General features: G+C 62.8%; 27 protein-coding genes, 1 pseudogene and 1 riboswitch. Of the genes and pseudogenes, 11 read left to right on the top strand and 17 right to left on the bottom strand.

Annotated elements, in window-relative coordinates; translation table 11 throughout:
- The first annotated feature begins 70 nt into the window (after window positions 1–70).
- Window positions 71–1,024, top strand: a complete 954-nt coding sequence (locus PALO_RS08945; RefSeq protein WP_015583274.1) for a restriction endonuclease — start codon at window positions 71–73, stop codon at window positions 1,022–1,024.
- A 290-nt stretch (window positions 1,025–1,314) separates the two neighbouring features.
- Here PALO_RS08945 and PALO_RS08940 read toward each other — a convergent pair whose 3' ends face one another.
- Together PALO_RS08940 and PALO_RS08935 are read right to left on the bottom strand one after the other, a co-directional pair.
- The gene (locus tag PALO_RS08940) at window positions 1,315–2,085 is read right to left on the bottom strand and encodes a class I SAM-dependent methyltransferase (RefSeq protein ID WP_015583273.1); all 771 of its coding nucleotides are present in this window, start codon (window positions 2,083–2,085) and stop codon (window positions 1,315–1,317) included.
- Window positions 2,082–2,873, bottom strand: coding sequence for an ABC transporter substrate-binding protein (locus PALO_RS08935; RefSeq protein ID WP_474064597.1), 792 nt, complete (start codon window positions 2,871–2,873; stop codon window positions 2,082–2,084). The genes PALO_RS08940 and PALO_RS08935 overlap by 4 nt, the downstream gene beginning before the upstream one ends.
- Window positions 2,874–2,898: 25 nt before the next feature.
- Between PALO_RS08935 and PALO_RS12920 the strand changes: the two genes are divergently transcribed.
- Window positions 2,899–3,129, top strand: coding sequence for a hypothetical protein (locus PALO_RS12920; protein ID WP_036910021.1), 231 nt, complete (start codon window positions 2,899–2,901; stop codon window positions 3,127–3,129).
- Here PALO_RS12920 and PALO_RS08925 read toward each other — a convergent pair.
- The 9 genes from PALO_RS08925 to PALO_RS08885 form a co-directional block, all read right to left on the bottom strand.
- The gene (locus tag PALO_RS08925; protein ID WP_015583271.1) at window positions 3,113–3,871 is read right to left on the bottom strand and encodes an ABC transporter ATP-binding protein; all 759 of its coding nucleotides are present in this window, start codon (window positions 3,869–3,871) and stop codon (window positions 3,113–3,115) included. The two genes, PALO_RS12920 and PALO_RS08925, sit on opposite strands and share 17 nt — an antisense overlap.
- On the bottom strand, window positions 3,868–4,893 hold the full coding sequence (locus PALO_RS08920) for a FecCD family ABC transporter permease (protein ID WP_015583270.1): 1,026 nt from the start codon (window positions 4,891–4,893) through the stop codon (window positions 3,868–3,870). The genes PALO_RS08925 and PALO_RS08920 overlap by 4 nt, the downstream gene beginning before the upstream one ends.
- Before the next feature lie 58 nt (window positions 4,894–4,951).
- Window positions 4,952–5,067: riboswitch (cobalamin riboswitch) on the bottom strand.
- 274 nt (window positions 5,068–5,341) lie between these two features.
- Window positions 5,342–6,118, bottom strand: coding sequence for a phosphate ABC transporter ATP-binding protein PstB (gene pstB / locus PALO_RS08915; protein WP_004810563.1), 777 nt, complete (start codon window positions 6,116–6,118; stop codon window positions 5,342–5,344).
- 18 nt (window positions 6,119–6,136) lie between these two features.
- On the bottom strand, window positions 6,137–7,069 hold the full coding sequence (gene pstA / locus PALO_RS08910; RefSeq protein ID WP_015583269.1) for a phosphate ABC transporter permease PstA: 933 nt from the start codon (window positions 7,067–7,069) through the stop codon (window positions 6,137–6,139).
- Entirely contained in the window at window positions 7,066–8,055 is a 990-nt protein-coding gene (gene pstC, locus PALO_RS08905) for a phosphate ABC transporter permease subunit PstC (protein WP_015583268.1), read from the bottom strand. Before pstC ends, pstA begins: the two co-directional genes overlap by 4 nt.
- A gap of 107 nt (window positions 8,056–8,162) precedes the next feature.
- The gene (gene pstS, locus PALO_RS08900; protein ID WP_015583267.1) at window positions 8,163–9,314 is read right to left on the bottom strand and encodes a phosphate ABC transporter substrate-binding protein PstS; all 1,152 of its coding nucleotides are present in this window, start codon (window positions 9,312–9,314) and stop codon (window positions 8,163–8,165) included.
- A gap of 177 nt (window positions 9,315–9,491) precedes the next feature.
- Window positions 9,492–10,433 carry an NUDIX hydrolase gene (locus PALO_RS08895; RefSeq protein ID WP_015583266.1) on the bottom strand — a complete coding sequence of 314 codons (942 nt, stop codon included), beginning with the start codon at window positions 10,431–10,433 and terminating at the stop codon, window positions 9,492–9,494.
- A 6-nt stretch (window positions 10,434–10,439) separates the two neighbouring features.
- Window positions 10,440–12,545, bottom strand: a complete 2,106-nt coding sequence (locus tag PALO_RS08890; RefSeq protein WP_004810574.1) for an RNA degradosome polyphosphate kinase — start codon at window positions 12,543–12,545, stop codon at window positions 10,440–10,442.
- Window positions 12,546–12,687: 142 nt separating this feature from the next.
- Complete coding sequence (locus PALO_RS08885; protein ID WP_015583265.1) at window positions 12,688–13,332, bottom strand: winged helix-turn-helix transcriptional regulator; 645 nt, start codon at window positions 13,330–13,332, stop codon at window positions 12,688–12,690.
- A 111-nt stretch (window positions 13,333–13,443) separates the two neighbouring features.
- Between PALO_RS08885 and PALO_RS08880 the strand changes: the two genes are divergently transcribed.
- On the top strand, window positions 13,444–14,328 hold the full coding sequence (locus PALO_RS08880) for an NADase-type glycan-binding domain-containing protein (protein WP_015583264.1): 885 nt from the start codon (window positions 13,444–13,446) through the stop codon (window positions 14,326–14,328).
- Between the two features lie 9 nt (window positions 14,329–14,337).
- Here PALO_RS08880 and dtd read toward each other — a convergent pair whose 3' ends face one another.
- Window positions 14,338–14,775, bottom strand: coding sequence for a D-aminoacyl-tRNA deacylase (gene dtd / locus PALO_RS08875; protein WP_015583263.1), 438 nt, complete (start codon window positions 14,773–14,775; stop codon window positions 14,338–14,340).
- A gap of 193 nt (window positions 14,776–14,968) precedes the next feature.
- Here dtd and PALO_RS08870 point away from each other — a divergent pair, with 193 nt between their 5' ends.
- Genes PALO_RS08870 through PALO_RS08860 form a run of 3 tightly spaced genes read left to right on the top strand, consistent with a single transcriptional unit; the run spans window position 14,969 to window position 17,841 of the window.
- Entirely contained in the window at window positions 14,969–15,469 is a 501-nt protein-coding gene (locus PALO_RS08870) for a nitrobindin family protein (protein WP_004810582.1), read from the top strand.
- Between the two features lies 1 nt (window position 15,470).
- Complete coding sequence (gene ygfZ / locus PALO_RS08865; protein WP_015583262.1) at window positions 15,471–16,415, top strand: CAF17-like 4Fe-4S cluster assembly/insertion protein YgfZ; 945 nt, start codon at window positions 15,471–15,473, stop codon at window positions 16,413–16,415.
- 40 nt (window positions 16,416–16,455) lie between these two features.
- Complete coding sequence (locus tag PALO_RS08860) at window positions 16,456–17,841, top strand: sugar transferase (protein ID WP_015583261.1); 1,386 nt, start codon at window positions 16,456–16,458, stop codon at window positions 17,839–17,841.
- Window positions 17,842–17,872: 31 nt separating this feature from the next.
- Here PALO_RS08860 and PALO_RS08855 read toward each other — a convergent pair whose 3' ends face one another.
- The 3 genes from PALO_RS08855 to PALO_RS08845 form a co-directional block, all read right to left on the bottom strand.
- Window positions 17,873–18,610 (bottom strand): SDR family NAD(P)-dependent oxidoreductase, encoded by a 738-nt coding sequence (locus PALO_RS08855; protein WP_004810588.1) that lies wholly within the window; start codon window positions 18,608–18,610, stop codon window positions 17,873–17,875.
- A gap of 140 nt (window positions 18,611–18,750) precedes the next feature.
- Complete coding sequence (gene ptsP, locus PALO_RS08850) at window positions 18,751–20,424, bottom strand: phosphoenolpyruvate--protein phosphotransferase (RefSeq protein ID WP_004810590.1); 1,674 nt, start codon at window positions 20,422–20,424, stop codon at window positions 18,751–18,753.
- A gap of 5 nt (window positions 20,425–20,429) precedes the next feature.
- Window positions 20,430–20,696, bottom strand: coding sequence for an HPr family phosphocarrier protein (locus PALO_RS08845; RefSeq protein WP_004810592.1), 267 nt, complete (start codon window positions 20,694–20,696; stop codon window positions 20,430–20,432).
- Window positions 20,697–20,792: 96 nt separating this feature from the next.
- Between PALO_RS08845 and ispD the strand changes: the two genes are divergently transcribed.
- Window positions 20,793–21,596: a 2-C-methyl-D-erythritol 4-phosphate cytidylyltransferase gene (gene ispD / locus PALO_RS08840; RefSeq protein ID WP_015583260.1), complete on the top strand. Its 804-nt coding sequence runs from the start codon at window positions 20,793–20,795 to the stop codon at window positions 21,594–21,596.
- Window positions 21,596–22,078, top strand: coding sequence for a 2-C-methyl-D-erythritol 2,4-cyclodiphosphate synthase (ispF, locus tag PALO_RS08835; RefSeq protein ID WP_015583259.1), 483 nt, complete (start codon window positions 21,596–21,598; stop codon window positions 22,076–22,078). Before ispD ends, ispF begins: the two co-directional genes overlap by 1 nt.
- Here ispF and PALO_RS08830 read toward each other — a convergent pair.
- Window positions 22,056–22,451, bottom strand: coding sequence for a PTS glucitol/sorbitol transporter subunit IIA (locus tag PALO_RS08830; RefSeq protein WP_004810597.1), 396 nt, complete (start codon window positions 22,449–22,451; stop codon window positions 22,056–22,058). The two genes, ispF and PALO_RS08830, sit on opposite strands and share 23 nt — an antisense overlap.
- Window positions 22,452–22,649: 198 nt before the next feature.
- Between PALO_RS08830 and PALO_RS08825 the strand changes: the two genes are divergently transcribed.
- Window positions 22,650–22,946, top strand: a complete 297-nt coding sequence (locus PALO_RS08825; RefSeq protein ID WP_015583258.1) for a PTS sugar transporter subunit IIB — start codon at window positions 22,650–22,652, stop codon at window positions 22,944–22,946.
- A gap of 85 nt (window positions 22,947–23,031) precedes the next feature.
- Here the strand turns inward: PALO_RS08825 and PALO_RS08820 are convergent, their stop codons facing one another.
- The gene (locus PALO_RS08820) at window positions 23,032–23,517 is read right to left on the bottom strand and encodes a CarD family transcriptional regulator (RefSeq protein ID WP_004810600.1); all 486 of its coding nucleotides are present in this window, start codon (window positions 23,515–23,517) and stop codon (window positions 23,032–23,034) included.
- Between the two features lie 305 nt (window positions 23,518–23,822).
- Here PALO_RS08820 and PALO_RS13045 point away from each other — a divergent pair, with 305 nt between their 5' ends.
- Window positions 23,823–23,951, top strand: a complete 129-nt coding sequence (locus tag PALO_RS13045) for a hypothetical protein (RefSeq protein ID WP_004810602.1) — start codon at window positions 23,823–23,825, stop codon at window positions 23,949–23,951.
- Between the two features lie 33 nt (window positions 23,952–23,984).
- Window positions 23,985–24,573, top strand: a pseudogene (locus PALO_RS08815) (hypothetical protein).
- Window positions 24,574–24,615: the final 42 nt, after the last annotated feature.

Below are 24,615 nucleotides of genomic sequence, written 5' to 3'. Positions count from 1 at the left end.
CTCCTCGCGCTGATCCTGTTTCGGGATAGCGTTCGGTTCGTAATGCGATCTATCGAGCCATGGACGAGATATGAGTGAAGTGACGGACGATGATTTGGTGCCCACGATTGATGAATTCCGTCCGGTAGTTCTTCGGGTGCTGGCTGACGGAGTTCCTCGTCGATCCTTCGAGATCAGGGAATTGGCTGCGGATGCCGCCGGCCTGAGCGAAGCCGCGCGGTCGCAGCTTCTGGCGTCCGGCCAGAGGAGGTACTACAACCGGGTCGGATGGGCTTGCTCCGCGCTCAACCTCGCCGGACTGCTGACTCGTCCCAGACGGGGCACCTATGCCATAACGGAGAACGGCAGGACTGTCGATGCTCGAGGCCTGTCCTCCTACTCCGAGTCTGACATGCTCGAGTGGCCAGACTGGGTCAGGTATCAGCAAGAGATTAGCGACCGTCGCGCAGTGAGGACGGTAGGTAGTGCTGTTGCCGTAATCGACGAAGAAGAAAGTGTTGACCCCATCGAGGGTGTCGAGGGGCTGGTGTCGAGTTACAACTCAGAGGTCGAGACCAAGCTGCGGCGTCGACTGCAGGAGTCCACACCTGAGTTCTTCGAAAAGGCCGTCATCGAGCTGCTGTGGGCCATGGGGTACGGCGGTAGTCATGGTGAGAAAAAGCATGTGGGGAAGTCCGGCGATGGCGGTATCGACGGCATCATCAGCCAGGATGCCCTCGGGCTGACGAATGTCTACGTCCAGGCAAAGAGATACGCGGACACGTCCATCGTCGGTAGCCCGGAGATCAGGAACTTCATCGGAGCCCTCGACTCTCATGGGGCCACGCTGGGGGTATTCATCACGACATCCCGCTTCGTGGCAGCTGCAGTGGCAACTGCCACGGCGTACCGTCACGGCCGGATCGTCCTCATTGATGGAGTGAAGCTGACCTCCCTCATGATGGACTACGGCGTTGCAGTTCAGAAGTACCGCGAGTTCACCATGTTCGAGATAGACGAGGATTTCTTCGACGGCGAGGCCTGATGTCGGAGTGATCGGGAGCCCCTCATTCGGGCCCATGGCCTTTTGATGCAGGGCCATTGTTCGCACACTTCCAGTGCGCCTAGGGCGCGGTCAGGGGGTGTCACAAGGGTCTTGGAGGAGCGGGCCAATCCGAATTCTCTCTGACTACAGTCCAATCGCCTAACACACCGCCGCATGCTGTTCCTTTGCAACCGCAGCCGCGTGAAGCTGGACCGGCGCGTCATCGCCAAGCAGTACACGATTGGTCTTGAAGGCAGTTGTGGGCGGGGAATAGCCCCCGCCCACAGTCGTCACATCGGCATCCGCCCCAACAAGATTCGATCGTCAAACCACTGCCAGACCTGAGCAGTCTCGGTGAATCCGGCCGCGCGCATCGAGGCGAGATGGAACTCGGCGCTGACCTTCCGAGAGATGTCCTTGTCCGCCCAACGGCGTCGGAACTCCTCGGCCTCGGACTCCCATCCAGGCATGGCCAAGGCTGCGTCCCACCATTCCTGCCAGGACATTGACCCGTCGTGTCGCATTTGAGCCTCGGTGCGGTCTCGTTCTGCCGGGGCCAATTCAGCCAGGAAAGGCTCAGTGGCCTTGTCGAAGAAGAGATGATCGGCATTGAGCAGGATCCCGCCAGGGGCCAGCACTGAGGCGATGTCCTGGTGCACCCTCGTCAACTCATCGGGTTCGAACCAGTGCAGGGCCGTCGCGCTGACAGCGGCATCAAAGGGTTCCTCAGCCCACCGGGCCGCCCATCCGGGCTCCCGTAGGTCGACATCGACGATCTCAATTCGATCCGGGTGTGGCGTCGTCTCGCGGAACAACCGCATGAGCACCGGGTCGCGATCGATCCCCACGCAGCTGGCGTCACCAAATCTCTGCGTGACGGCGTTCGACAAGGATCCAGGTCCACAGCACACGTCGAGGACGCGCAACGGGTGGTCGAGTTCCCTGGCCAGCCCTGCCAGGACGTCCATCATGCAGCGGGTGCGTTCCTCGCGGAACTCGATGTACACCTTCTGCTGGGCGTCCCATGCCTGTAGAAGTTGTCGTGGTGTCAGTGAGGTCACTTCTTCTCCATCAGCTCGTGCAGCATCTCGGCGCCTGTGATGGACGATGGAGTCGGCGGGTCAGTTAGAGAGAACGGCAGCACGACGACGTGGCCATTCCTGACGGCGTCAAGCTCCTTGGCTCCCTTGAAGCCGAGAAAGGTTGGCTCAACCTTCGAGGCATCTCCGGTACCGGCAAGTAGCACGATCCACTTCGGGTTCTTGTGCAACACATCCTCCATGGTCGCATCGAAGACGCGTTTGGAATTGCCGCTATAGAGGTTCTTCAACCCGTTCGCCTCCAAGATGGGCTGAACCATGCTGGACGATCCGTAGGTGTAGAACTCGGTGCTACCAGGAGTGACGTACAGGGCAGCCGCACTGTCTTTGGTGCCCGACCCAGCCTGGGACTCGATCTTCTTGATCTTGCCCTCGAGGTTCTTGTTGGCCTCCTTGGCCTTGTCGGCGACGTTGAAGATGTCTCCGAGTTTCGTCACCTCCTGGGTGACGAGGGAGAAGGTGGCCGGTGATGCGGGAGCCTTGTCAGGACACATGGCGTCAGGGCTGTACGTCTTGACTCCGGCCTTGCGCAGAGCTGCGCGGTCGACGCCGGTGTCGTAGCCGATGACCAGATCCGCATGCTGGTTGAGGATGGTCTCGGTGGACACCTTGGCGCCGCCAGTGTCGAGTTCTTGGGAAGCGACCTGCGGAATGGCCTTGAGCTTGGCCAGTGTGTCGGCGTCGAAGGCGTCTTCCTTGATGTGTCCGGCGCGACCAATCACGTGGTCAAGCACGCCGAGTGCCGCCATGGTCGAGGCATCGATATCTCCCAGCATGATGACCCGCTTGGGGGCGTCGGTGAAGCTGAGTTTCTCGGTGCAGCTCATGACTGTCCTCGCCGGTGTTGAGGACGACGAGGCTGACGGAGAAGACTTCTCGGTTGAGGAGCCAGCACAGGCGCTCATGGGCAGAGCGCACAGTCCCGCGAGGGCTGCCGCTGCTGCGCGAGTCGCTCGGCCAGCGCGGAGGATGGACATGGTGTTCTCCTTCATCGTGGTGGATTGAACAGAAGATGGATGTGGCCGTTGTGGGAAATGCGGTCCACGTCGACTCGGTAGATCGGTGACAGCAGGTCGGGTTGCAGGACTTCCTCGCAAGGGCCGGAGGCGACGAGGCGACCTTGATCAAGCAACACCAATTGGTCGCATGCTCGAGCTGCCAGGTTGAGATCGTGGAGCACGATGACGGTGGTGGCGTCAATGGTCTTGACGAGGTCGAGCAGGGCGAACTGATGGCCGATGTCGAGGTGATTGGTGGGCTCGTCGAGCAGCAGATGGCCGGCCTGCTGGGCGATGGCCCGGGCGACGAGAACCCTCTGACGTTCCCCGCCGGACAACTGGGTGACGAGTCGGTCCGCGAGACCTGTCAGGTCCGTTCTCGTCAGGGCATTGTCGACGATGTCGCGATCGGTCGCGTCCCCATACCCCATGAGGGATCGGTGGGGGAGTCGTCCCAGGGCGACGGTGTCGCGGACTGTCAGTGGCAGGGCTTGATCGGGAATCTGCGAGACGACGGCGACCTCGCGCGCAATCTCACGGCGACTCATGGCTGAGAGGTCATGGTCGTTGACGGTGACACGTCCGGAGGCAATCGCGACGTTGCGGTACAGCGCAGACAACAAGGTCGACTTTCCTGCGCCATTGGGGCCGACGACCCCGATCGTCATGCCCTGATCCGCTGAAAGATCGACGCTGTCGAGGACAACCCGCTGTCCCCGGCGAATGATCAAGTCGGAGGCGGTGATCATGCCATCGCCTCCCGTCGCACCAACACGAGGAGGAACGGCGCGCCGAGCAGACCCGTGATGACTCCGATGGGCAGTTCGGCTGGGCTGAACACGGTGCGTGAGAAGGTGTCGGCCCACATCAGGAAGACGGCTCCGGCCATCGCCGAGGAGACCACCAACCGACGGTGGCCATGACCGATGAAGGATCGCATGAGGTGGGGGATGACCAGTCCGACGAAACCGATGCCGCCGGAGATCGCCACCGCCATGGCCACCCCAGCCGATACGGGGACGAGAAGCAGCACACGGATGACGGCCGGGTCGATCCCGACTGCGGTGGCCGTGGAATCCCCGGACGCCAACGCGTCGAGCCATGGGGCACATGCCCACAGCAGTACGGTGAGCACGATCGCCACGACGACGCTCGTCCATCCCTGCCCCCAGCTGGCTCGAGACAGATCACCGAGGGTCCAGAACATCACCGCGCGTGCAGTCTCGGCCGAGTCGGAGGAGAAGATGATGAAATTGGTGACGGCTTGAAAGATGAATCCCACCGCGAGGCCGGCGAGGACGAGACGCAGCGTCGACGAGTTCCGGGCGCCGCCCATGAGCAACACGATCGCGGTCGACAGCAGCGCTCCCAGGAAGGCCATCCCGGCTACTGCGAATGACGATGTGACGCCGACGATGATGATCGCCGCGGCAGCTCCCGACGAGGCTCCCGCGCTCACGCCGAGTACGTAGGGTTCAGCGAGGGGGTTGCGAACCACGGCCTGGAGGGCGACTCCGGCGACACCGAGGGTCGCCCCGACGCCGAGCCCGGTGACGATGCGGGGCATGCGGTTCTGCCAGACAATCGCGTCGGTAATGGAGTCCCAGGTCACGTGAATGGGAATGCCACAATGGTCGGCCAGTACTCCCATGACCTGATCGATGGGTACCGGCGCGGCGCCAAAGGCAATTGAGAGTACCGGCGTGAGCACGAGGAGAGCCACGAGCAGGGCCAAACGAGCCGGGGTACGGTGGTGAAGGGGTCGAGCCAAGGGAAAGCCGTCCTCGTCAGGGCCGAATCGCGCGGCCGTCGGTCAGATGCGGTCCGCGAGGTTTTCGGACTTGGCCTCAACCGAACGGGTGCCTTCCCGGTTACCCAGTGGCTTGTCTGCCCGTTCGTCCGCCTTACCGCTGCGCGTCAGCCCCCGATTCACACGGGGTTCCCTACGCCGGACGCAGTCATCTTAGCAGTGCCTCACAACTGGAATTCGGCCCCCCTACTTTCCCGCGCTGCCCTGTTTCCAATACCCCATGACCGCGATGTGTCGTCGGTCGACACCGTGGTCATTGACGAGATTGCGACGCGGGACAAATCCACTTTTAGGTCGGTCAAACGCAGGGATACCGCGACGTCAGGTGCACAACCCCGTGCCAACGGAAGAAGACGACGCGGCCCCGGGGACGTCTACCCCGGGGCCGCACGATGACGTGTGGGCCGACTCAGCCGAAACGACCGGAGATGTAATCCTCGGTGGCCTTCTCCTTTGGGTTGGAGAAGATCCTGTCGGTGCGGTCGATCTCGACGAGGCGGCCGGGCTCACCCTGGGCCTTGAGGTTGAAGAAGGCGGTCTGGTCGGAGACACGAGCGGCCTGCTGCATGTTGTGGGTCACGATGACCACGGTGAAGCGCTCCTTGAGCTCTCCGACGAGGTCCTCGATGGCCAGGGTCGAGATCGGGTCCAGGGCCGAGCAGGGCTCGTCCATGAGGAGGACCTCCGGCTCGACGGCGATGGCGCGGGCGATGCACAGACGCTGCTGCTGACCACCAGACAGGGAGGCACCGGAGCGCTCCAGGCGATCCTTGACCTCGTCCCACAGGTTGGCGCCGCGCAGTGACTTCTCGCAGGCCTCGTCGAGCAGCTTGTTGTCGCGCACGCCATTGAGCTTCAGACCGGCCACGACGTTGTCGCGAATCGACATCGCCGGGAACGGGTTCGCTCGCTGGAAAACCATGCCGATATTGCGTCGCACGGCCACCGGGTCGACGCCCTTGCCGTAGAGATCGACGCCGTCGAGCTCCACCTTGCCGGTGCAGTAGGCACCGGGGATGACCTCGTGCATGCGGTTGAGGGTCCGCAGCACCGTCGACTTGCCACAGCCGGACGGGCCGATGAAGGCCGTCACGGTACGGGGCTCGACGGTCAGGTTCACCGACTCAACGGCGTGGAAGGAGCCGTAGTAGATGTTGAGGTCCTTGACCTCGATCCGCTTTGCCATATTCAGCTCTCTTTCGTGTCACTTGCCCATGCGACGCATGTAGCGGCGGGAGATGCCACGGGCAATGAGGTTGAGTCCCATGACGAGGATGATCAGGGTGATCGCAGCGCCCCAGACGACCGGGGTGTCCACGCCGCCCTGGGTGTAGGCGTTCGTGATGACGGTTGGCAGGGTTGCGAAGTTCGGGGTCGACGGGTTGAAGGTCAACTCAGTGTTGAACTGCAGCAACACGATGAGCGGTGCCGTCTCTCCCATGACTCGGGCCAGGCCGAGCACGACGCCGGTGAGAATGCCGGTCATCGAGGTCGGCAGAACGACCTTCATGATTGTCTTCCACTTGGAGACGCCCAGGGCGAAGGAGGCCTCGCGCAACGAGTCCGGCACCAGCTTGAGCATCTCCTCGGTGGATCGCAGCACCGTCGGCACCATGAGAATCATGAGGGCCAGGGAGGATGCCCAGGCCGACTGAGTACCGCCGAGGGTGGTGACGACCATGGCGAAGATGAACAGGGCCGCGACGATGGACGGTACACCGGTCAGGACGTCGACGGCGAAGCTGACGACCTTGGCGATCTTGGTGCCCCGCGCGTACTCCACCAGGAAGATGGCGGTCAGCAGAGCGATCGGCACGGAGATGATCGAGGTGATGAGACCGATCTCGATGGTTCCGACGAGGGCGTGGATGGCCCCCTGCTCGACGAAATCCCAGGCCGGGTCCATCGAGTGGGTCCACCAGGAGGCATGGAAGAGGGAGCCGATACCGCGTCGGATGGCCGCGAACAACAACCAGACCAGCGGGATGACGGCAAGCAGGGTGGCGACGATCATGAAGACCGAGGCGCAACCGCTCTTCGTGGTCCGCTTGCCGGACGGACGGGAGAGGTCCAGCTTGCCGACCTCGGGCGCCCCCTCGGAGTGTGCGGGGATGTGATCAGGGGTGGTGGCGCTCATCGCTTGACTCCCTTCGCCGCGATCATGACCACGAAGGTGATGACGAACAGGGCCAGGGCCGACGCCACCAGGGCACCCAACGAGGTGGGGTCGCTGATGGCCTCGGAGAAGTTACCGGCGATCTTCGAGGCGAAGGTCTCGCCGCCGACGAAGATCGACAGGTTGAGCTTCTGCTTGAGGGCCATGGGGCTGATCGTCTGCAGGATCAGGGTGACGGCCAGCGTCTCGCCGAGGGCACGTCCCAGACCGAGCATGGCTCCAGAGATGATTCCGGAGCGGGAGTGGGGGAGCACTGCGAGCTTGATGACTTCCCAGCGCGTCGACCCCAGGGCCAGCGCAGCCTCGATCTGATCGTGCGGGGTCTGGGTCATGACGTCGCGGCTGACGGCGGTGATGATCGGCAGGATCATGATGGCCAGCACCAGGCTGGCGAGGTAGACCGTGCCGGTGGCGGAGGACCAGGCCGGGTCCTCCGAGAAGATCGGGATCCAGCCGAGTACCGCGATGATGACGTGACGCAGACCATTGACGATGCCCGACGACCCGAAGACGATGCCGCCCCACAGGCCGAAGACGATCGAGGGCACAGCGGCCAGCAGATCGACGACGAAGGCGACGGGGCTGGCGAGTTTCTTGGGCGCCAGTTGGGTGATGAACAGGGCGATGCCTACCGAGAGGGGAACTGCGATGAGCAGTGCGAGCAGGGACGAGATGACCGTCGTCCACAGCAAGGCCTGAATACCAAAGGCCGGCGGATTCTGGTCGGTCGTCCAGGCACGAGAGGTGAAGAAGTTGTCGGTGTTGGCCGACAGGGTCGGTGCCGCCGTCTTGATGAGGAAGATGAACATCAGGATGACGATGATGGCCAGCGCAATGGCGATGACCGACGAGGCGCCGGCGAAAATCCTGTCCCCGACCCTGGACACCGGCTTCATGCGAGACGCGGCTGTTGGCTTCCGCTGCGCCGTCGATGTGGTTTCAGCCATGGGCTTCCTTCGTCGCGTTCATGGTTGTTTTCGTGGGTTGGGGCGGGAGGACGTCGTGCGTCCTCCCGCCCCAGAGCACCGGGACCAAATTACCCGGGCGAAGTCAATCAGGAGAGAGCCTGAGCGGCGGTTAGAACCTTCGAGGCAACATCGGAAGGCAGCGGAGCGTAACCGAGGTCCTGGATCTTCTTCTGCTCCTGCTCGGAGGCGTAGAAGGAGAGGAAGTCCTTCAGGAGGGCGGTCTTGCCGGCATCCTGGCCCTTGGAGCAAGCGATCTCGTAGGTCACCAGAACGGCGGGGTACACGCCAGCCGGGGTGTCCTTGTACTGGAGCTCGAGCTGCAGGTCGTTGCCCTGGCCGGCGACCTTGGCGGCCGAGATGGCCTTACCAGCGGACTCACCGGTCAACTTGACCGGGCCGTTGCCGTTGTCGATGGCAGCCATGTCGAGCTTGTTCTTGGTGGCGTAGGACCACTCGTCGTAGGAGATCGAGTTCTTGGTCTCCTTGACAGCTTGAGCGATGCCGGCCGACTTGTCGGCACCCTTGCCAGCGCCCTTCCAGGTCTTGGAGTGCTTCTCGGTCCAGATGTCACCAGCGGCCTTGTTGAGGAACTTGGTGAAGTTGTCAGTGGTGCCCGACTCGTCCTTACGGTAGAAGACCTCGATTTGGGCGGAGGGCAGCTTGGCGGAGGGATTCTCCTTCTTGATGGCCGGGTCGTCCCACTTCTTGATGGCGCCGGAGAAGATCTTGGCGAGGGTCGGGGTCGAGAGGGTCAGATCCTTGGCCCCGTCAACGTTGTAGACCACGGCAATCGGGCCGGCAGCCATCGGGAGGTGCCACGGATCAGCGTTGCAGCGCTGCTTGGCCTTGTCAGGCTCGCCCTTGTCCTTGTTGAGGACGGAGTCGGAGCCGGCCCAGTCGGTCTGCTTGCCGATGAAGGACTTCACACCGGCGCCGGAGCCGGTGGGGGAGTAGTTGATGGTGGCCGAGGAGCAAGCGGCCTTGTAGTCAGAGATGACCTGGTTGATGGCGTTCAGCTGAGCCGAGGAGCCAGCGCCGGAGATGTTGCCACCGGGGCAGGCCGGCTTGAACGAGGCGGCGTCAGCGTTGTTCGCCGAGCTGGCGGCGGAAGCAGCAGCCGAAGTGGCCTCGGATGACGAGGCGGAGCTGGAGCCCTTGTCGCCGTTGGCGCCACAAGCGGTGAGGGAGATGGCGCTAATAGCAGCCAGGGCAGTGATCTTGGCGAGACGGTTCGTCACGGCACATCCTTTTCGAGTGATCTCCTGGAGCCGCCGTTGCGGTCCTTGGTACAGGGATGACGCTAGGGTTTGAAAATGTCGCAACAACCGCGTCAAGGTGAACGCAAGATGAATACCGGCGGCATCCTGATTGAAGGAAGTCACTCAGGGCCCCGAAGGTGACCTCCTGTGTCAGTACTATGAGGAGTACCATTCCTGGCCGATCGTGTGGCCCGCCTCATCCAGGTGAACGATCAGGCATTCTGCGGTTGACATGGGGCGATTCGCCCCACCGAGGGTGTCCTGCATGGTCGGTAGGACGGGCCGGTGGCCGCACACCGCGATTGGACGTGAGGGGTCGGAGAGGGCACGACCAGCGATTTTTCTCATGGCGGACACGGTCTTGGCTGGATCGGCCTCGTGAGCCTCCTCGCTCAGCGCGTCGATCGCGACGATATCGGCCCCAATGTTCTCGGCGTACGGCTTGAGGGTTTGCATGCATCGAGTGGACGACGAGCTGGCAAGGTGAGACACCCCAAAGGCGCCGAGCAGGTCAATCAACGCTCTGGCCTGACGACGGCCACGCCTTTCCAGCGGACGCTTGGCGTCCGTGGTCTTCTTCTTGCGAGAACTCCACTCCTTGCGAGAGACGGCCTTGCCATGACGCACCAGGACGACTGTCGACGTCGGCGGTATGTCGAGGGCCTCCTCGAGGACTTGGACGTCAGTGGGATAACTGAGTTGCTCCAGAGCTTGGTCCGTGGGCATCCAAAAAGCACCGTCAATCTCTTCCGGGCTGGCGGTTGCCTCCTCGATTGATCCGCCGACGGCAACCCCGAGCCACCATGACACCACCTTTGCGCGTCTCTTCGGCTTGCCGCTGGCGGTGGAGTACTTGACGGTGTACTCGGTGGGTTGCAGGGGCATCGACAACCGAATGTCGATTCCGGTTTCCTCGGCCACCTCGCGGACGGCGGTGAGGGGGAGGTCCTCTCCCCGCTCGACCTTTCCCTTGGGTAGGGAGAGGTCGTCATAGTCGGGACGATGGACGACGAGTACCTCGCGGGCACCCTCGGTGCCGTCGATGTCACGAAACACGACGGCACCAGCGGCCTGGATGGGCCCCTTGTGTCCTCCCATCTCGGCTTATCGCCTCCTGTCGCGGGTTCGTCGGATGAGTTCTTCCTGAAGGTCGGCCAGCATCGTGCCGTCGGGCCCGCGGGAGACCTCGGTCCAGGTGCGGTCCTGCAGGTGCCAGGACACCGTCCCCGGGTCGAAGGCCCTCTCGAACAACTCTTCGACCTCTGCCACGTGTTGCTTGTTCGACAACCCGACGAGGGCTTCCACGCGGCGGTCGAGGTTGCGGTGCATGAGATCGGCCGACCCAATGGCGACCATTGGACGACCACCGTTGGCGAACCAGAAGACACGAGAGTGTTCGAGGAACCGCCCCAACACCGAGACGACGCGAATGTTCTCGCTCAAACCGGGCACCCCAGGACGGATGGCGCAGATGCCGCGTACCCACAGGTCCACCGGTACCCCGGCGCGAGAGGCCCGGTAGAGGGCATCAATGACGCGCTCGTCGACGATCGAGTTGACCTTGATCTTCACACCGGCCGGCAGACCAGCCTTCTTGTTCTCGATTTCGTGCTCGATGGCGTCGACGATGCCGCTGCGAATGCTCTCGGGGGCCACCAGCAGTCGGCGGTAACGCTTCTCGGCGGTCATCCCGGACAGGTGGTTGAAGAGCCTCGCGACGTCCTCGGTGATGATCGGATTGGACGTCAGCAGTCCCAGGTCCTCGTACTGACGAGCGGTCTTGGGGTTGTAGTTGCCAGTGCCGATGTGGGCGTAACGACGCAGTCCCTCACCCTCGTCACGGATGGCCATAGCCAGCTTGCAATGGGTCTTGAGGCCGACCATGCCGTAGACGACGTGGACTCCGGCACGTTCCAGTACCCGCGCCCAGGTGATGTTGGCCTGCTCGTCGAATCTGGCCTTGATCTCCACGACGGCCAACACCTGCTTGCCGGCCTCAGCGGCGTCAACGAGGGCGTCGATGATGGGGGAGTCGCCAGAGGTGCGGTACAGGGTCTGCTTGATGGCCAGGACCTGGGGATCGTGGGCGGCCTGCTCGATGAACCGCTGCACGCTGGTGGCGAAGGAGTCGTACGGGTGGTGCACCAGGACGTCACGACGACGAATGGCCGCAAACATGTCTGCCGGGCGAGCCGTCTCGACCTCGGCCAGGTGCGGATGGGTGATGGGCAGGAAGTTCGGGTAGGACAGGTCGTCACGGTCGACGTCAGCCAGGGAGAACAGGCCGGTGAGGTCAAGTGGGGAAGGAAGCCGGAAGACCTCCTTGTCCTTGATGTCGAGCTCACGGGTGAGCAGGGTGAGCATCTCGTCGGTGATGTCGTCCTGCACCTCGAGGCGTACCGGGGGACGTCCCACCTTGCGGCGCAGCAGCTCCTTCTCGAGGGCGAAGAGCAGGTTCTCGGCGTCGTCCTCCTCGACCTCGAGGTCCTCGTTGCGGGTGACGCGGAAGGTGGTGTGCTGCAGCACATGCATGCCGGTGAACAGCTGGTCCAGGTGACGGCTGATGATCTCCTCGAGGGGGAGGAATCGTCCTTCACCCAGGTTGACCAGACGAGGTAGCACCGACGGCACCTTGACCCGGGCGAACTGCTCGGCCCCGGTGATGGGGTTGGCCAGCATGACGGCCAGGTTGATCGACAGGCCGCGGATGTAGGGGAAGGGGTGCGACGGATCGACGGCCAGCGGGGTGAGGATCGGGAAGATCCGCTCCGAGAAGAGGGTGCGCATCCGGCCCTTCTCGTTGTCGGTCAGCTCCGACCAGCGCAGAATCTCGATGCCCTCGGCGGCCAGGCCCGGACGGACCTCCTCAGCGAAGACGCGGGATTGCTCAGCGACGAGGTCGTGGGTCCGAGCGAGGATCGCGTCATGGAGCTCGCGCGGCAGCAGACCGGCAACTGATGGGACGGCGACTCCGGCGTCGATACGGCGTTTGAGGCCAGCGACGCGCACCATGAAGAACTCGTCAAGATTGGACGAGAAGATGGCCAGGAACTTCGCCCGTTCCAACAGTGGAATGCGCTCGGCATCTCGGGCAAGATCCAGCACCCGCTCGTTGAAGGCGAGCCATGACAGCTCGCGATCGCTGTAGCGATCCTCCGGCAGCTCGTCGGTGGGAGTCGGGGACACTCCGGGGTTGGACTTCTTGGCCATGGACACACTCCTTGGAGACCTGTCCGCCCGCGACGTGGTGGGCGTAGCAGGACACAATCTATCTGACGATAGCTGTCTATCTGACGATAGCTGTCCACGGCGGATGCAACCCGACGTCCGCTCCGAGAACATGCGAATGAACTCAGCGTTCAGCCTGGAATCGGTACCCGACAGATCGCACCGTCTGGATGTGTCCCTCATACTCCGGGCCGACCTTGGCTCGCAGACGACGGATGTGTACGTCAACGGTTCGGGTGCCGCCGTAATAGTCGTATCCCCACACGTCCGACAGCAAGATGTCGCGAGTGAGCACTCTCCCGGGGTGACCGACGAGGTATTTCAAGAGCTCGAACTCGGTATAGGTGAGGTCGAGATCCTTGCCTCCGACGGTGGCGGTGTAACCGTCCTCGTCAACGGTGAACGGTCCCGCGACAAGCTGGTTGGTCACCTGGACGGTGAACAGGCAGCGCAGTCGGGTCTCTGCCTCGAGTGGGGTGGCCGAGTCACAGAGGAAATCGTCCATCCCCCAGTCGGGACTGATGACAGACAGGGTGTCCGGGCCAGCCAGCAAGAGGATCGGGACTCGTCTCTCATGACATGACAGCCGCAGGCACGCCTCCCGGGCCTTGGCAGGTTCGTCATGGCAGTCGACCAGGACGATGTCGACTCCCTCCAGGTGGGACAGACATTCCCGTATGTCGTCGTAGCGGGTGATGCTGTGTGGAAGCAGTTCCAGGGCCTGGGGAAGCGGGGCGTCCAGGGGACCCAGCAGGGACAGTCGTGCCATCCGGATGCCCTCCATGTCGTCTAAGAGCCAGAGCCGTGATGCACCCCCATCATCCCACGGCCATCTAGGCCGTCTCATGATGTCAGCACTACCATGGCTGGAGTGACGAGGATGCCTGACGAGTGGTTCCGTCCGGACGAGGAGGAGTCCGGACCGGATGAGCCTCGCCGTGCGGACGAGTCCGAACTGGCGTCCGAGTCGTCAGATTCAGCTCCTCGGCATGCTGACACAGGGGACAGTTCTGTCAGCACGACGACAAGTGGGTCGGTTCGTGTCATCAACGATGACACTGGACCAAGCGTCGTCGTCGGTCACGCCCGCGTCACCGGAGCGGCCGCAGCTGTACGGCGGCATCGGTTCCCCGTCTGGACATTGATGGTCGCGGCAGCCCTCGTCGTCGGTTTGGTGTTGGGCACCTTCATCACCCAGTCCCGCGACGGTACCGGCGCGGTCAAGGTGGCGCCGACCCAGGCTTCGCCTGCGGCGACGATCTCGGCAGCGATGCCCTACCAAGGTCCGGGCAGGCCCATTCGTGGTCTCAAGGCGACGGCCTCGTGCGTGTCCGATCCGGCCGTCGATTCCGAACATCACCTGGTGAGGTACGACTCCGAGTACGTGGTCGACGACAAACCGCAGACGGCCTGGCGATGCAATGGATCCGGCGAAGGTCAACAGATCACCCTGACCATGCCGCGGCCGTCCCGGATCGTGGGGGTCGGATTGATCAACGGCTATGCCAAGGTCTATGGCGACGTCAACCTGTATCCGCAGTACCGGCGGGTGCGGACGGTGCGCTGGACGCTGCCGGACGGCACGTGGTTCGACCAGGACTTCACCGATGACGACGAGTCGATCCAGAAGGTCATGATCTCCCCACACGCCGTCAAGGGGGACATCACTCTGACCATCATTGCCACGACCGAGCCGGGGCTGCTCGGGGAGCCAACTCGCGATTCCGTCCTCATCTCCTCAGTCCAGGTTTACGAGGAGGGCTGACAGGCAGGTTCAGCGCCAGTCGTCGGTGTCGATGAGGATCGTCATCGGGCCGTCGTTGACCAGGCTGACCTTCATGTCGGCGCCGAAAACACCGGTCTCGACATGCGCACCCAGCCCGCGCAGGTGGGAAACGAAGTGGTCGATCAGAGGCTCCGAGACGGGGCCGGGTGCGGCTGCGTTCCACGACGGCCGACGCCCCTTCCGCGTGCTTGCATAGAGGGTGAACTGGCTGACGACAAGGACCGGAGCATCGATGTCGCTGGCTGACTTCTCGTCATCAAGGATGCGCAGACCCCAGATCTTCTCGGCGAGTTTCTCGGCGTCGGCAGTGGTGTCGGTGCCGGTCACTCCCACCAGCACGACGAGTCCGGGACTGGGCAGGGCTCCGACCGCTTGACCCTCGACGGTGGCCTCTGCACTGTTTGCTCTCTGAATGACGACTCGCACGGAATCGAGTCTACGGAGCGAACCTCGTAGAATCAGTGTGTGGCTGTAGCTGATCTCGTGGTTCTGGTGACTGTCGCCGTGATAGGTGCCGTGTTGCCGCTCGTTGCTGTGACGCGAGTTCTCGTTGCAGCCTGGCGCGGCTGAATCCGCAGCTCTCAGTACCTGACGAAACTCCTACCCGACACGAGGACCCATGCCCTTCCAGATTCCTGACGACCTGAATCGTGATCTCATGCCCTTGGCCTGGATGATCGGCCACTGGGAAGGTGAAGGACACGGCAGCACCCCCGAGAACGGTGAGTTCAGCTTCGGGTGTCAGGTCGACTTCACCGAGAACGGCGGGGATTACCTGCACTACATCTGCCAGACCTTCACCACGAACCCCGACGGCACCCCGGCTGCTCCGCTGCGTATGGAGACCGGTTTCTGGCGTCCCAACGTCGACACCCGCAAGATTGACGTCCTGATGGTCGCCCCGGAGGGCTGGGCCGAGGTCTGGACCGGGAACATCGACGGAGCCAAGATTGAGCTCGTCACCGACGCCGTCGCCCGCACCGAGGACGCCCTGGTGCCCTATACCGGTGGTCAGCGTCTCTACGGCCAGGTCGAGGGAGACCTGCTGTGGACCTTCGATCGTGCGACCACGGAAGCTCCGCTGCAGCCTTACATGTGGGCTCGCCTCAAGAGGGCCTGAGATGGCTGCCCCCGTGCTGCTGACCGACGGACCCGACGCCGGTCTGGTCTCTCACGTTGCCAATCCAGTCGCCGAGCAGCGGTTGATGACTGACGGTGGCGGATGGTTGGAGCTGTCCAACCGTGAGGTATTCACGGTCACCGGAGCTGACCGACTGGGATGGTTGCACTCGTTGACCTCCCAATACCTCGACGGTCTGGAGCCTGGGCTCACGACGACGAGTCTGGTGCTGTCACCGACCGGTCACGTCGAGCATGTCATGCACGGTGTCGACGACGGCGAAACCTTCTGGGGTTGGACCGAGCCTGGACGGGGAGCCGACCTGGTCGCCTGGCTGGACTCGATGCGTTTCATGATGCGCGTCGAGGTGGCTCTGCGCCCGGACATGACCGTTCGCTGGTTCGCCTCGAGGGTTACGACGCCGACGGATGCCGTCATCCTTGATTCCGAGGTGGCCGGTGGACACGAAGCCATCCTCCCGTCCGGTACTCCCGCCGCCGACGAGCTCGAGCAGGTCGGTGTGCTGGCATGGGAGGCGCTGCGCATCGCCGCTGGGATTCCTCGTATCGGCATCGACACGGACGAGCGCACCATCCCCAACGAGATCGGCCTGTACGGCACCCATCTCGACAAGGGGTGTTACTGCGGTCAGGAGACCGTCGCCCGGGTGTACAACCTGGGGCGTCCGCCGCGGCGGCTGACCTTGCTGCAGCTTGACGGTTCCCGCGCCGAGCTCCCGGCGATCGGCTCTGAGGTCCACGCCGGTGGGCGTCGTGTCGGCGTCATGGGATCGTCTGCAACTCATCATGTTGACGGCCCCATTGGCCTTGCCCTAGTGCGTCGCGGAGTCGACGTGAGCCTGGATATGGAGATTGATGGGATCGCTGCTGGTCAGGAACCACTTGTCGACCCGGAGGTCGGCTTGCATGTTCGCCCGGTAGTGTGAGCCCGTGCCCCTGTGATCAGCAGGGTCGAGGAGGAAATACGTGAAGACGGATTATTTCAACCGCACGCAGAAATTGGTGACGGTCCTTGTTGACGTCATCGTCTTCGTGGCTGGAATTTTCCTGTCGTTCTGGATGCGTTTCGGGATGGTTATTCCGCAGCGTAATCTGGACGACGGAAAAGCTGCGCTTATGGCGTCGGTGATCGCATTCCTCATTGTCAACGTTCTGTCTGGCGTTTATGTTCTGTACAACAAGACGCTCCTTGACATCGGGATCATCACTGTCGTGGACCAGGTCATGGTGACGATCATCATCATGGCGCTGACCTTCTTCGGGCGCTGGTTCGCCTTCCCGCGCTCGGTCCTCCTCATCAACCTGCTGGTCGGGATAGTTCTGCTGTTCCTGTGGCGCAGCATCGAGTTTGTTGCCTATCGCCGCTTGCGAGGGGCTAAACGAGTGATGCTGCTCGGTCCGCCGGAGATGCTTAATCGGGCCGTCATGAACTACATGGCCAACAAGGCGACCCGTCATCGCCTCACCCATGTGGTGCGTGGTCACTACCTGGGGCAGATTCGGACTCATATTGATGAATTCGACACCGCCCATGTCTCCGATGACATTCCTGCTTCCGAACGAGTTGCCATTTACGACTTGCTGCTGAGCGAGGACAAAGAGATCTTCATGTCGACCTCGTTCGAGCACATGATGCTCATCAATCCGACGATCATGTCGATCGAGGACGAGACGATTATTGCTGCCAGCCCGTTCAAGATTCCGGCAGAAATGGATATCGTCAAGCGGTTCTTCGACATCGTGCTGTCACTGATCGCCCTGGTGATCCTCTCTCCCCTCATGCTCATCACGGCGATCCTGGTGAAGGCCAGCTCTCCCGGCCCGGTGTTCTACCGTCAGACCCGTATCACCAAGGACGGCAAGGAATTCAAGATCCTCAAGTTCCGCTCCATGGGAGTGACGGCCGAGAAGGAGTCCGGCCCGATGCTGGCCACCTCCGATGACCCACGCGTCACCCCGGTCGGCAAGTACCTGCGCAGCCTGCGTATCGACGAGATCCCGCAGCTCATCAACGTGCTCATTGGCGACATGTCTATCGTCGGACCGCGCCCGGAGCGCCCTTTCTTCGTCGATCAGTTCCAGGAGCAGAACGCCCACTACAAGTTGCGCCACAACGTGCGTGCCGGCATCACGGGGTACGCGCAGGTCTACGGCAAGTACGCCTCGGACTTCGCCGCCAAGCTCAACTTCGATCTCATCTACATCAAGCAGTACTCACTCCTCCTTGACGTCAAGATCATGATCCAGACGATCAAGATCCTCTTCGACAAGGTGTCCTCGCGAGGCGTTGACGAGACGGCCGAGCCGGACGAGAACATTCACCTGCCCGCCGAGGTTCAGCAGCTCGACTGACGGGCAGGGAACGCTTTCTCTCTCCCCCGAATCAGGACTTGCGGGCAACCTTGTACTGGGCAGCCTGAGCGCGAGGTCGGACGATCATGCGGTCGATGTTGACGTGGCTGGGAAGCCCGGAAATCCACCGCACGCACTCGGCAATGTCCTCGGCCCTCAGGGGACAGTCGACGCCTTGGTAGACCTTGTCGGCCATGGCCTGATCGCCGTGGAAACGGACGAGGGAGAATTCCTCGGTGTGCACCATGCCTGGGCTCACCTCACAGACCCGCACCGGGTGGCCACACAGCTCCAGCCGTAGTGCCTCGACGACGGCGCGCTCACCGGACTTCGCTGCACAGTATCCGGCGCCACCCTCGTAGCCCCATTCGGCAGCGGTGGAGGTAATCGTGACGATGGTTCCCTCAGCGACCTCAAGAGCCGGTAGAAGAGCCTTGGTGACCCGTCCCATGCCCAGCACATTGGTTTGATACATCGTCATCCAGGCGTCGAGGTCAGCCTCGGTGACCGGCTCCTGACCGACGGCACCGCCAGCATTGTTGACGAGGAGGTCGAGCTTGCCGCCAGTGGTCTCGACGAGATTGGCGACCGACTCGTCGCTGGTGACATCGCAGACCACTGCCTTTCCGCCGATCTCGGCGGCGAGGGGCTCGATGCGCTCGACGCGGCGAGCCGCACAGATGACATGCCAGCCATCCTTGGCCAGGGCGCGTGCCGTGGCTGCGCCGATTCCCGAACTTGTTCCTGTGACCACTGCAGTCTTTGTCATGGCCCCATTGTCCCTGCCGGCCAAGGGCATGCGAAAGCCCCTGTCCACCGTGAACTGTTCGTCAGCAGAAGGAATTGACTCCTCAGCCAACTTCTGGGGGCAAGTTCAACGGGACAGGGGTTTCACGACAACAGGCAGCGTCAGCTGACGAGGACCTCGACGCTCGGGTCTGCCAGCTCCAGAGCAGCCTTGCGGGCCTCCTCGGGGCTGGACGCAGCCAGCGCGGCCTCGGCGATCTGGCGGCACTGATCCAGGCTGTGGCGTGACAGGGTGGCCTTGACAGCGGTGATCTTGCCGGCGGCCATCGACAATGAACGCACGCCAACGCCGACGAGAACCAGAGCCAACAGGGGGTCGCCGGCAGCCTCGCCACACACTCCGATGAGACGCTCGCCCGCTCCATCACAAGTGGCCTTGACCAACTGGATGACGGCAGGCTGCCACGGCGTCAGGAGCTCGGCCAACTCGCCCTGCAGGCGGTCAGCCGCCATGGCGTACTGGGTGAGGTCATTGGTGCCGATGGACGCGAAGTCCACCGTCTCCAGCACCTGGGCCGAGCGCAGGGCCGTCGAGGGTACCTCGACCATGATGCCGACCGTCTTGATCCCAGCGGCGTGGGCACGCGAGGAGAACCACTCGGCCTCAGCCCTCGTGGCGACCATCGGAGCCATGACATAGGGGTCACGACCAGTCTGCTCAGCAGCCTTGGCGAGAGCCTCGAGCTGGGCGTCGATGAGGTCGGTGCGCACCTGGGACAGGCGTAGACCACGGCGTCCCAAGGCCGGGTTCTCCTCCGGGCCGAGGTCGGCGAAGGCCAGCGGCTTGTCGGCACCAGCGTCGAGGGTGCGGAAGACAACCTTGGCTCCCTCGTCGAAGGTCTTGAGCACGGTGGCGTAGGCCTCCGTCTGTTCGTTGACGGTCGGAGCATCTTGACGATCGAGGAAGAGGAACTCGGTGCGGAACAGACCAACTCCCTCGGCGCCCTTCTTCTTCGCCGTGGGGGCGTCGGACGGGCTGCCGATGTTGGCCAGGACCAGGACGCGCTCACCGTCTGACAGCGTGGCGTCGCCCTCGGGGGCGGACGCCAGCACCTCGGCGCGACGGTTCGCGCGTGAGGTCAGCTCGGCGACGGCGGCCTCATCGGGCTCGACGAGAACGGTTCCGGTGACGCCGTCGAGGGCCAGGGGGGTGCCGTCCTCGATCTCGCGAGCCTCGCTGCATCGGACCACGGCCGGGATACCGATCTGGGAGGCCAGGATTGCGGTGTGGCTCGTCGGTCCGCCAGCAGCGGTGATGAGGCCGCGGACCAGATCAGGATTGAGGGTCGCGGTGTCGGCCGGGGCGAGGTCCTCGGCGACGAGGATCACGGGCGAGTCAAACGACGGGACGCCGGGCTCAGGCAGGCCTTGCATGACCGCGACGGCGCGGTCACGGACGTTGCGCAGGTCGGTGACGCGCTCGGCGAGATAGCCGCCGGCAGCACCCAGTTGGGCGCAGAAGTCGTCGAAGGCGGCCCAGAGAGCGTGGGCAGGTCCATGTCCGTCAGTCAGGTGGGACTTGATGCTGGTGAGCAGTCCCGGGTCGCGGGCCATCATCGCGGTGGCCTGCAGGACGGCGAGAGCCGATGGATCGGCGTGCATGGAGCGCTCGTCGAGACGATCGGCGACCTTGTTCAGCGCCGACTCGATTCGGGCCATGTCGGCCTCGGTGCCCTGACTGGGGTCAGAGGTGGGCAGTCCTGGGGCGGGGGAGACGAGAAGGGCATGTGCTTGTCCGACTCCGGCCGAGACCCCGAGCCCCGAGAGGGTCCGCATAGGTATCAGGCCTCCGGGTCGATCTGCAGGTTGGCGACGAGGGCGTCGAGCACCTCATCGGCATTGTCGCCCTCGGCGGTGAGCTCGACGGTCTCGCCGTGCTTGGCGCCAAGACCCATCACGGACAGAATCGAGCGAGCATCCACCGGCTCCTCGCCAGGACGGCCGATCTTGACGGCGAGGCCTGACTTCGAGGCGGCCTGGACGAACATGGCGGCGGGACGGGCGTGCAGGCCGCTCTCGGCTGCAATGGTGGTGGTACGACTCGGCATGGTGTGCCTCCTTGGTGGGGTGAAAACGTCAGGGTCGACGATATCCGATGACAGGAGGACGCGAGCTGGTGGGTCTGGGCCGATAGAGTGCGAACCATGGTTGATGAGCACACCCCGCCTGTCGTCGCCGTTGTCGTCGCAGCCGGCCTGGGGACACGGTTCGGCGGTCCTGTTCCCAAGCAGGTGACGTCGCTGACTGGAAAGGCCGTCGTCGCCGTCGCGGTGGAATCCCTAGCTGCAGGCGGTTGCGATGAGGTCGTCGTGGTGGTGAAGGAAGGCATGCACAACCATCTGCAACTGGCTTTGGCTGCCTCTCCTATCCCTGTTCACTTCGTGACCGGAGGGGACACTCGTCAGGATTCGGTGCGCAATGGGCTGCGATACATCGCCGACGATGAGCATCTCGGCCGGGCCACCACTGTTCTCATTCATGACGCCGTCCGCCCGTTGGTTCCCGCATACATCGTCGAGGATGTCATTGATGCGGTCGAGGCCGGGGCTGTCGCGGTGACACCTGTCGTCGAGGTCACCGACACCATTCGGCAGATCGACGGTGAAGGTTCCCGCGTCATCGACCGTTCCGCTCTGCGCGCGGTCCAGACCCCGCAAGGATTCGATCGCGTCGTCATCACGGAGTGTCATGAGCAGCTGTCTCGCGATGGTGGGACGGTCACCGATGACATTTCATGTTGTGAGCGTTACGGCCATCGCGCCACCTTGGTGGAAGGATCCCGAATGGCGCTCAAGATCACCGAGCCGGTCGATCTCGACATTGCTGAGGTCCTGGCCAAGGCTGCGGCTGGAGCCGGTCACCACTCCGGTCGTCGAGTCGGTCGGATGTTGCGGGCTGTCACCCCGAGCAACGTTGCCGACAAGTTGGGCCATGGGGGCAAGGAATGATGGAGATCCGGACCGGTATCGGAGCCGATGTCCATCAGCTGAGTGAAGGCGTGCCGATGCACATTGCTGGCCTTCATTTCCCCGACGAGAAGGTCGGTTTGGCTGGCCATTCCGACGGTGACGTCGCCTGCCACGCCATTTGTGATGCCTTGCTCTCCGCGACCGGCCTGGGGGATGTTGGCTCCGTCTTCGGAACCTCGGACCCGCAATGGGCCGGAGCTGCCGGAGTGGCGTTACTGGGCCATGTCGTTGAGCTCGTCACCGCCGAGGGATGGGCGGTCCAGAACGCAGCCGTGCAGATCGTGGGGCAGCGTCCGCGCATGGCGGCCCGGCGCGCTGAGGCGGTAGCCACACTGACGCAGACCGTCGGTGCTCCAGTGTCAGTGTCCGCGACGACGACCGATCATCTCGGATTCACCGGCCGCGGTGAAGGGGTGGCAGCGATCGCGTCAGCCCTTGTCACTCGGCAGGCTCGATCGTGAGGATCGCGCCCTGGTTGGGCAGCTGCGGCTGCGGCCCGGAAACTTTGATGGCTCCGGCGAGCAGCGACTGGTCGGGGGAGTTGAAGTACAACACGACATGGCCGAGGTCACCGAGGTTTGAGGTGGCTGACTCTCCGACCTCATCGATCGTGTAACGGGTACCAGCGATGTTGAGGACGTCGCCAGGAACAATTTCGCGCTTGGGCGTCATGGGGGAGCGGCCGCCGCGGTTGTGGACCACGCAGATGTCGGACAGAGCATCAGGTACAGGCTCGCCGAATAGGACGATGACGCCGGTGTCCAGCATGTCCTGAGCTCCCTTGCCGGCGCGGAGCACCACGGCATTCCACAGTGTGCTGGACGTAGTCGCCATGGCGGACCCTCCTCGAGACGGGCGCTGTGCCCTTGACGGCACGGTACCATCCCGCCCAGTTTCTCAAAGACCCGTGATCACCACGGGACCCACCCCCACCGAAGGGGCATGGACGAGATACGTTTAGCATCGTGGAGGAATCCCTTGGTGGGCCACATCCAAGGGCAACGAGGTTTCCCTGAGGGAGGGGTGGTCACCATGATCGAGAAGAAGATTCTCGTCTGCTGTGGCACCGGTATCGCGACGTCGGTACAGGTCGCCAACAAGCTTCAGCGGCTGCTGCGTGAGCGTGGAGTCAATGCCAAGATGGAGCACTGTCGCGTTGCAGAAGTGCCGAGGGTCATCGAGGAATTCACCCCTGACGCAATCGTTTCGACGACTGCAGTGAAGCAGCCCAACGAGAATGTCAAGATGTTTCGCGGTGTTGCATTCCTGACCGGCGTTGATGAAGGACAACTGGCTGACGAGATTGCAGACGCGCTGAAGTCGTCATGATCCTGCGGCCACACCTCGGGACATGAGCAATGGGGGTTCACCAAATTTTTGGTGAACCCCCATTTCACGATGAGGGTGAGCAGCCTCAGGAGGCGAGAACCTCGTCGAGCATCTCCTCGGCCTTGTCGTCCTCCACCTTCTTGGCGAGGGCAAGCTCGGAGACCAGGATTTGACGAGCCTTCGAGAGCATCCGCTTCTCACCAGCCGACAGGCCACGGTCGCGCTCGCGGCGCCACAAGTCGCGAACAACCTCGGCGACCTTGAGGACGTTGCCGGAGTGGAGCTTCTCGAGGTTGGCCTTGTAGCGACGAGACCAGTTGGACGGCTCCTCGACATTGGTCTTGCGAAGAACCTCGAACACCTTTTCAAGGCCCTCGTCGTCGACGACGTCACGAACGCCGACAAGATCAAGATTGCTGGCTGGCACTCGCACAACCAAATCGTTCTGTCCAAGAATTCTCAGAACGAGGTAGAGCTTTTCCTCGCCCTTGATAGTGCGAGTCTCGACGTCCTCGATCACAGCAGCGCCATGATTCGGGTAGACAACGGTTTCACCAACGTTGAAAGTCATTTGTGCGGCCCCTTTCGAAGGTTAATTATATCACATAATGATTGTTGAAGTCAATTATTAATTCGCGCAGGCGTTCGAAATGGTGCTAGGGTTTGCCCTCGCTGTCGGGCCGTCGAGATTGCGGAAGTCCCTCGGATCTGGCCTTGGGAAGCGGGAATGGTCTGGTCCCGGTTCGCTGTGAGGATGAGATGCGATGATCGTGGAAAAGGGGCCGACCAACGATCCGATCGCTGACGCCGTGGCCCTCCGGTCGCGGGAATGTTCGCAATGACGAGGCGATCTACGCAGTCACCGCAGTCACCGCAGTGACCGGAATTACGGAATTGTCACATGAGGTCAATATCGACATTGGCGAGAATGTCCGCATTCTCATGTCCGAGATCTTGAATTCCTCGAGGGTGTTCTCCAAGGAGGTCCTCGACGCCGTCGACTGAAATAGTGTTTTCGAGAGGTCTGCTCACTCGCCGATCGCGCTGAAACCGATCGGCACCCCCGGTGACGCCAATTCGGCTAAACTCGGCAGCGATCATGCACCCCGGAAGAGGAGATTCCACGATGATCGACCGTCGCCGGACGACTGCTGTCCTTGCTGCCGTCGGGGTTCTTGGGTTGGCGGCTTGTGACGCCGATCCCAAGGTCCTCACCAGTTACACCCCTGCGGCCGGTGTCAGCGGCGAGTCCGGCACCGTCAAGGTGCAGAACCTGTTGCTCATCAATGGTGACGGTCAGGCTCGTGTCTCCGCCGCCGTCATCTCCAGCAAGAACGATAAGGTTGTCGGAATCACTGGTCAGCCGCTCAAGTCGGACAACTCTCTGGCAGGGCAGTCCTTCACCGTGACTTCGGCCGGTGTCAATCTTCCGGCTCACACCTCGGTCAATCTCACCAAGTCCGATCTTCAGGCTCCCGTTGAGGGACTCTCGAACGGCTTGTTGGCCAAGGTGACGATCAAGTTCGCGAATTCTGCGCCGATCACCCTGGATGCACCGGTTGTGCCGTCCACCCACCCGGATTTCGAGAAGTACGCTCCTTCGGGGTCCCCGTCGGCCCAATCCTGACGGGTCCTTTGAACACACGACGCGGCCCCGGTCAAAACCGGG

Origin of the sequence: Cutibacterium avidum 44067 (genome assembly GCF_000367205.1) — a bacterium.
In the GTDB taxonomy this organism is placed as follows: domain Bacteria; phylum Actinomycetota; class Actinomycetes; order Propionibacteriales; family Propionibacteriaceae; genus Cutibacterium; species Cutibacterium avidum.
Note: the sequence above shows the minus strand (reverse complement) of the source record. Positions and strands in the feature narration are given on the sequence as shown.

Coding starts and splice junctions, on each gene's coding strand:
- PALO_RS08945 (WP_015583274.1), top strand. CDS start 71: ATGAGTGAAGTGACGGACGATGATTTGGTGCCCACGATTGATGAATTC.
- PALO_RS08935 (WP_474064597.1), bottom strand. CDS start 2,873: ATGGCGGCACTCGGCGTGCTTGACCACGTGATTGGTCGCGCCGGACAC.
- PALO_RS12920 (WP_036910021.1), top strand. CDS start 2,899: ATGATGACCCGCTTGGGGGCGTCGGTGAAGCTGAGTTTCTCGGTGCAG.
- PALO_RS08925 (WP_015583271.1), bottom strand. CDS start 3,871: ATGATCACCGCCTCCGACTTGATCATTCGCCGGGGACAGCGGGTTGTC.
- pstB (WP_004810563.1), bottom strand. CDS start 6,118: ATGGCAAAGCGGATCGAGGTCAAGGACCTCAACATCTACTACGGCTCC.
- pstA (WP_015583269.1), bottom strand. CDS start 7,069: ATGAGCGCCACCACCCCTGATCACATCCCCGCACACTCCGAGGGGGCG.
- pstC (WP_015583268.1), bottom strand. CDS start 8,055: ATGGCTGAAACCACATCGACGGCGCAGCGGAAGCCAACAGCCGCGTCT.
- PALO_RS08895 (WP_015583266.1), bottom strand. CDS start 10,433: ATGGGAGGACACAAGGGGCCCATCCAGGCCGCTGGTGCCGTCGTGTTT.
- PALO_RS08890 (WP_004810574.1), bottom strand. CDS start 12,545: ATGGCCAAGAAGTCCAACCCCGGAGTGTCCCCGACTCCCACCGACGAG.
- PALO_RS08885 (WP_015583265.1), bottom strand. CDS start 13,332: ATGGCACGACTGTCCCTGCTGGGTCCCCTGGACGCCCCGCTTCCCCAG.
- PALO_RS08880 (WP_015583264.1), top strand. CDS start 13,444: ATGCCTGACGAGTGGTTCCGTCCGGACGAGGAGGAGTCCGGACCGGAT.
- PALO_RS08870 (WP_004810582.1), top strand. CDS start 14,969: ATGCCCTTCCAGATTCCTGACGACCTGAATCGTGATCTCATGCCCTTG.
- ygfZ (WP_015583262.1), top strand. CDS start 15,471: ATGGCTGCCCCCGTGCTGCTGACCGACGGACCCGACGCCGGTCTGGTC.
- PALO_RS08855 (WP_004810588.1), bottom strand. CDS start 18,610: ATGACAAAGACTGCAGTGGTCACAGGAACAAGTTCGGGAATCGGCGCA.
- ptsP (WP_004810590.1), bottom strand. CDS start 20,424: ATGCGGACCCTCTCGGGGCTCGGGGTCTCGGCCGGAGTCGGACAAGCA.
- PALO_RS08845 (WP_004810592.1), bottom strand. CDS start 20,696: ATGCCGAGTCGTACCACCACCATTGCAGCCGAGAGCGGCCTGCACGCC.
- ispD (WP_015583260.1), top strand. CDS start 20,793: ATGGTTGATGAGCACACCCCGCCTGTCGTCGCCGTTGTCGTCGCAGCC.
- ispF (WP_015583259.1), top strand. CDS start 21,596: ATGGAGATCCGGACCGGTATCGGAGCCGATGTCCATCAGCTGAGTGAA.
- PALO_RS08830 (WP_004810597.1), bottom strand. CDS start 22,451: ATGGCGACTACGTCCAGCACACTGTGGAATGCCGTGGTGCTCCGCGCC.
- PALO_RS08825 (WP_015583258.1), top strand. CDS start 22,650: ATGATCGAGAAGAAGATTCTCGTCTGCTGTGGCACCGGTATCGCGACG.
- PALO_RS08820 (WP_004810600.1), bottom strand. CDS start 23,517: ATGACTTTCAACGTTGGTGAAACCGTTGTCTACCCGAATCATGGCGCT.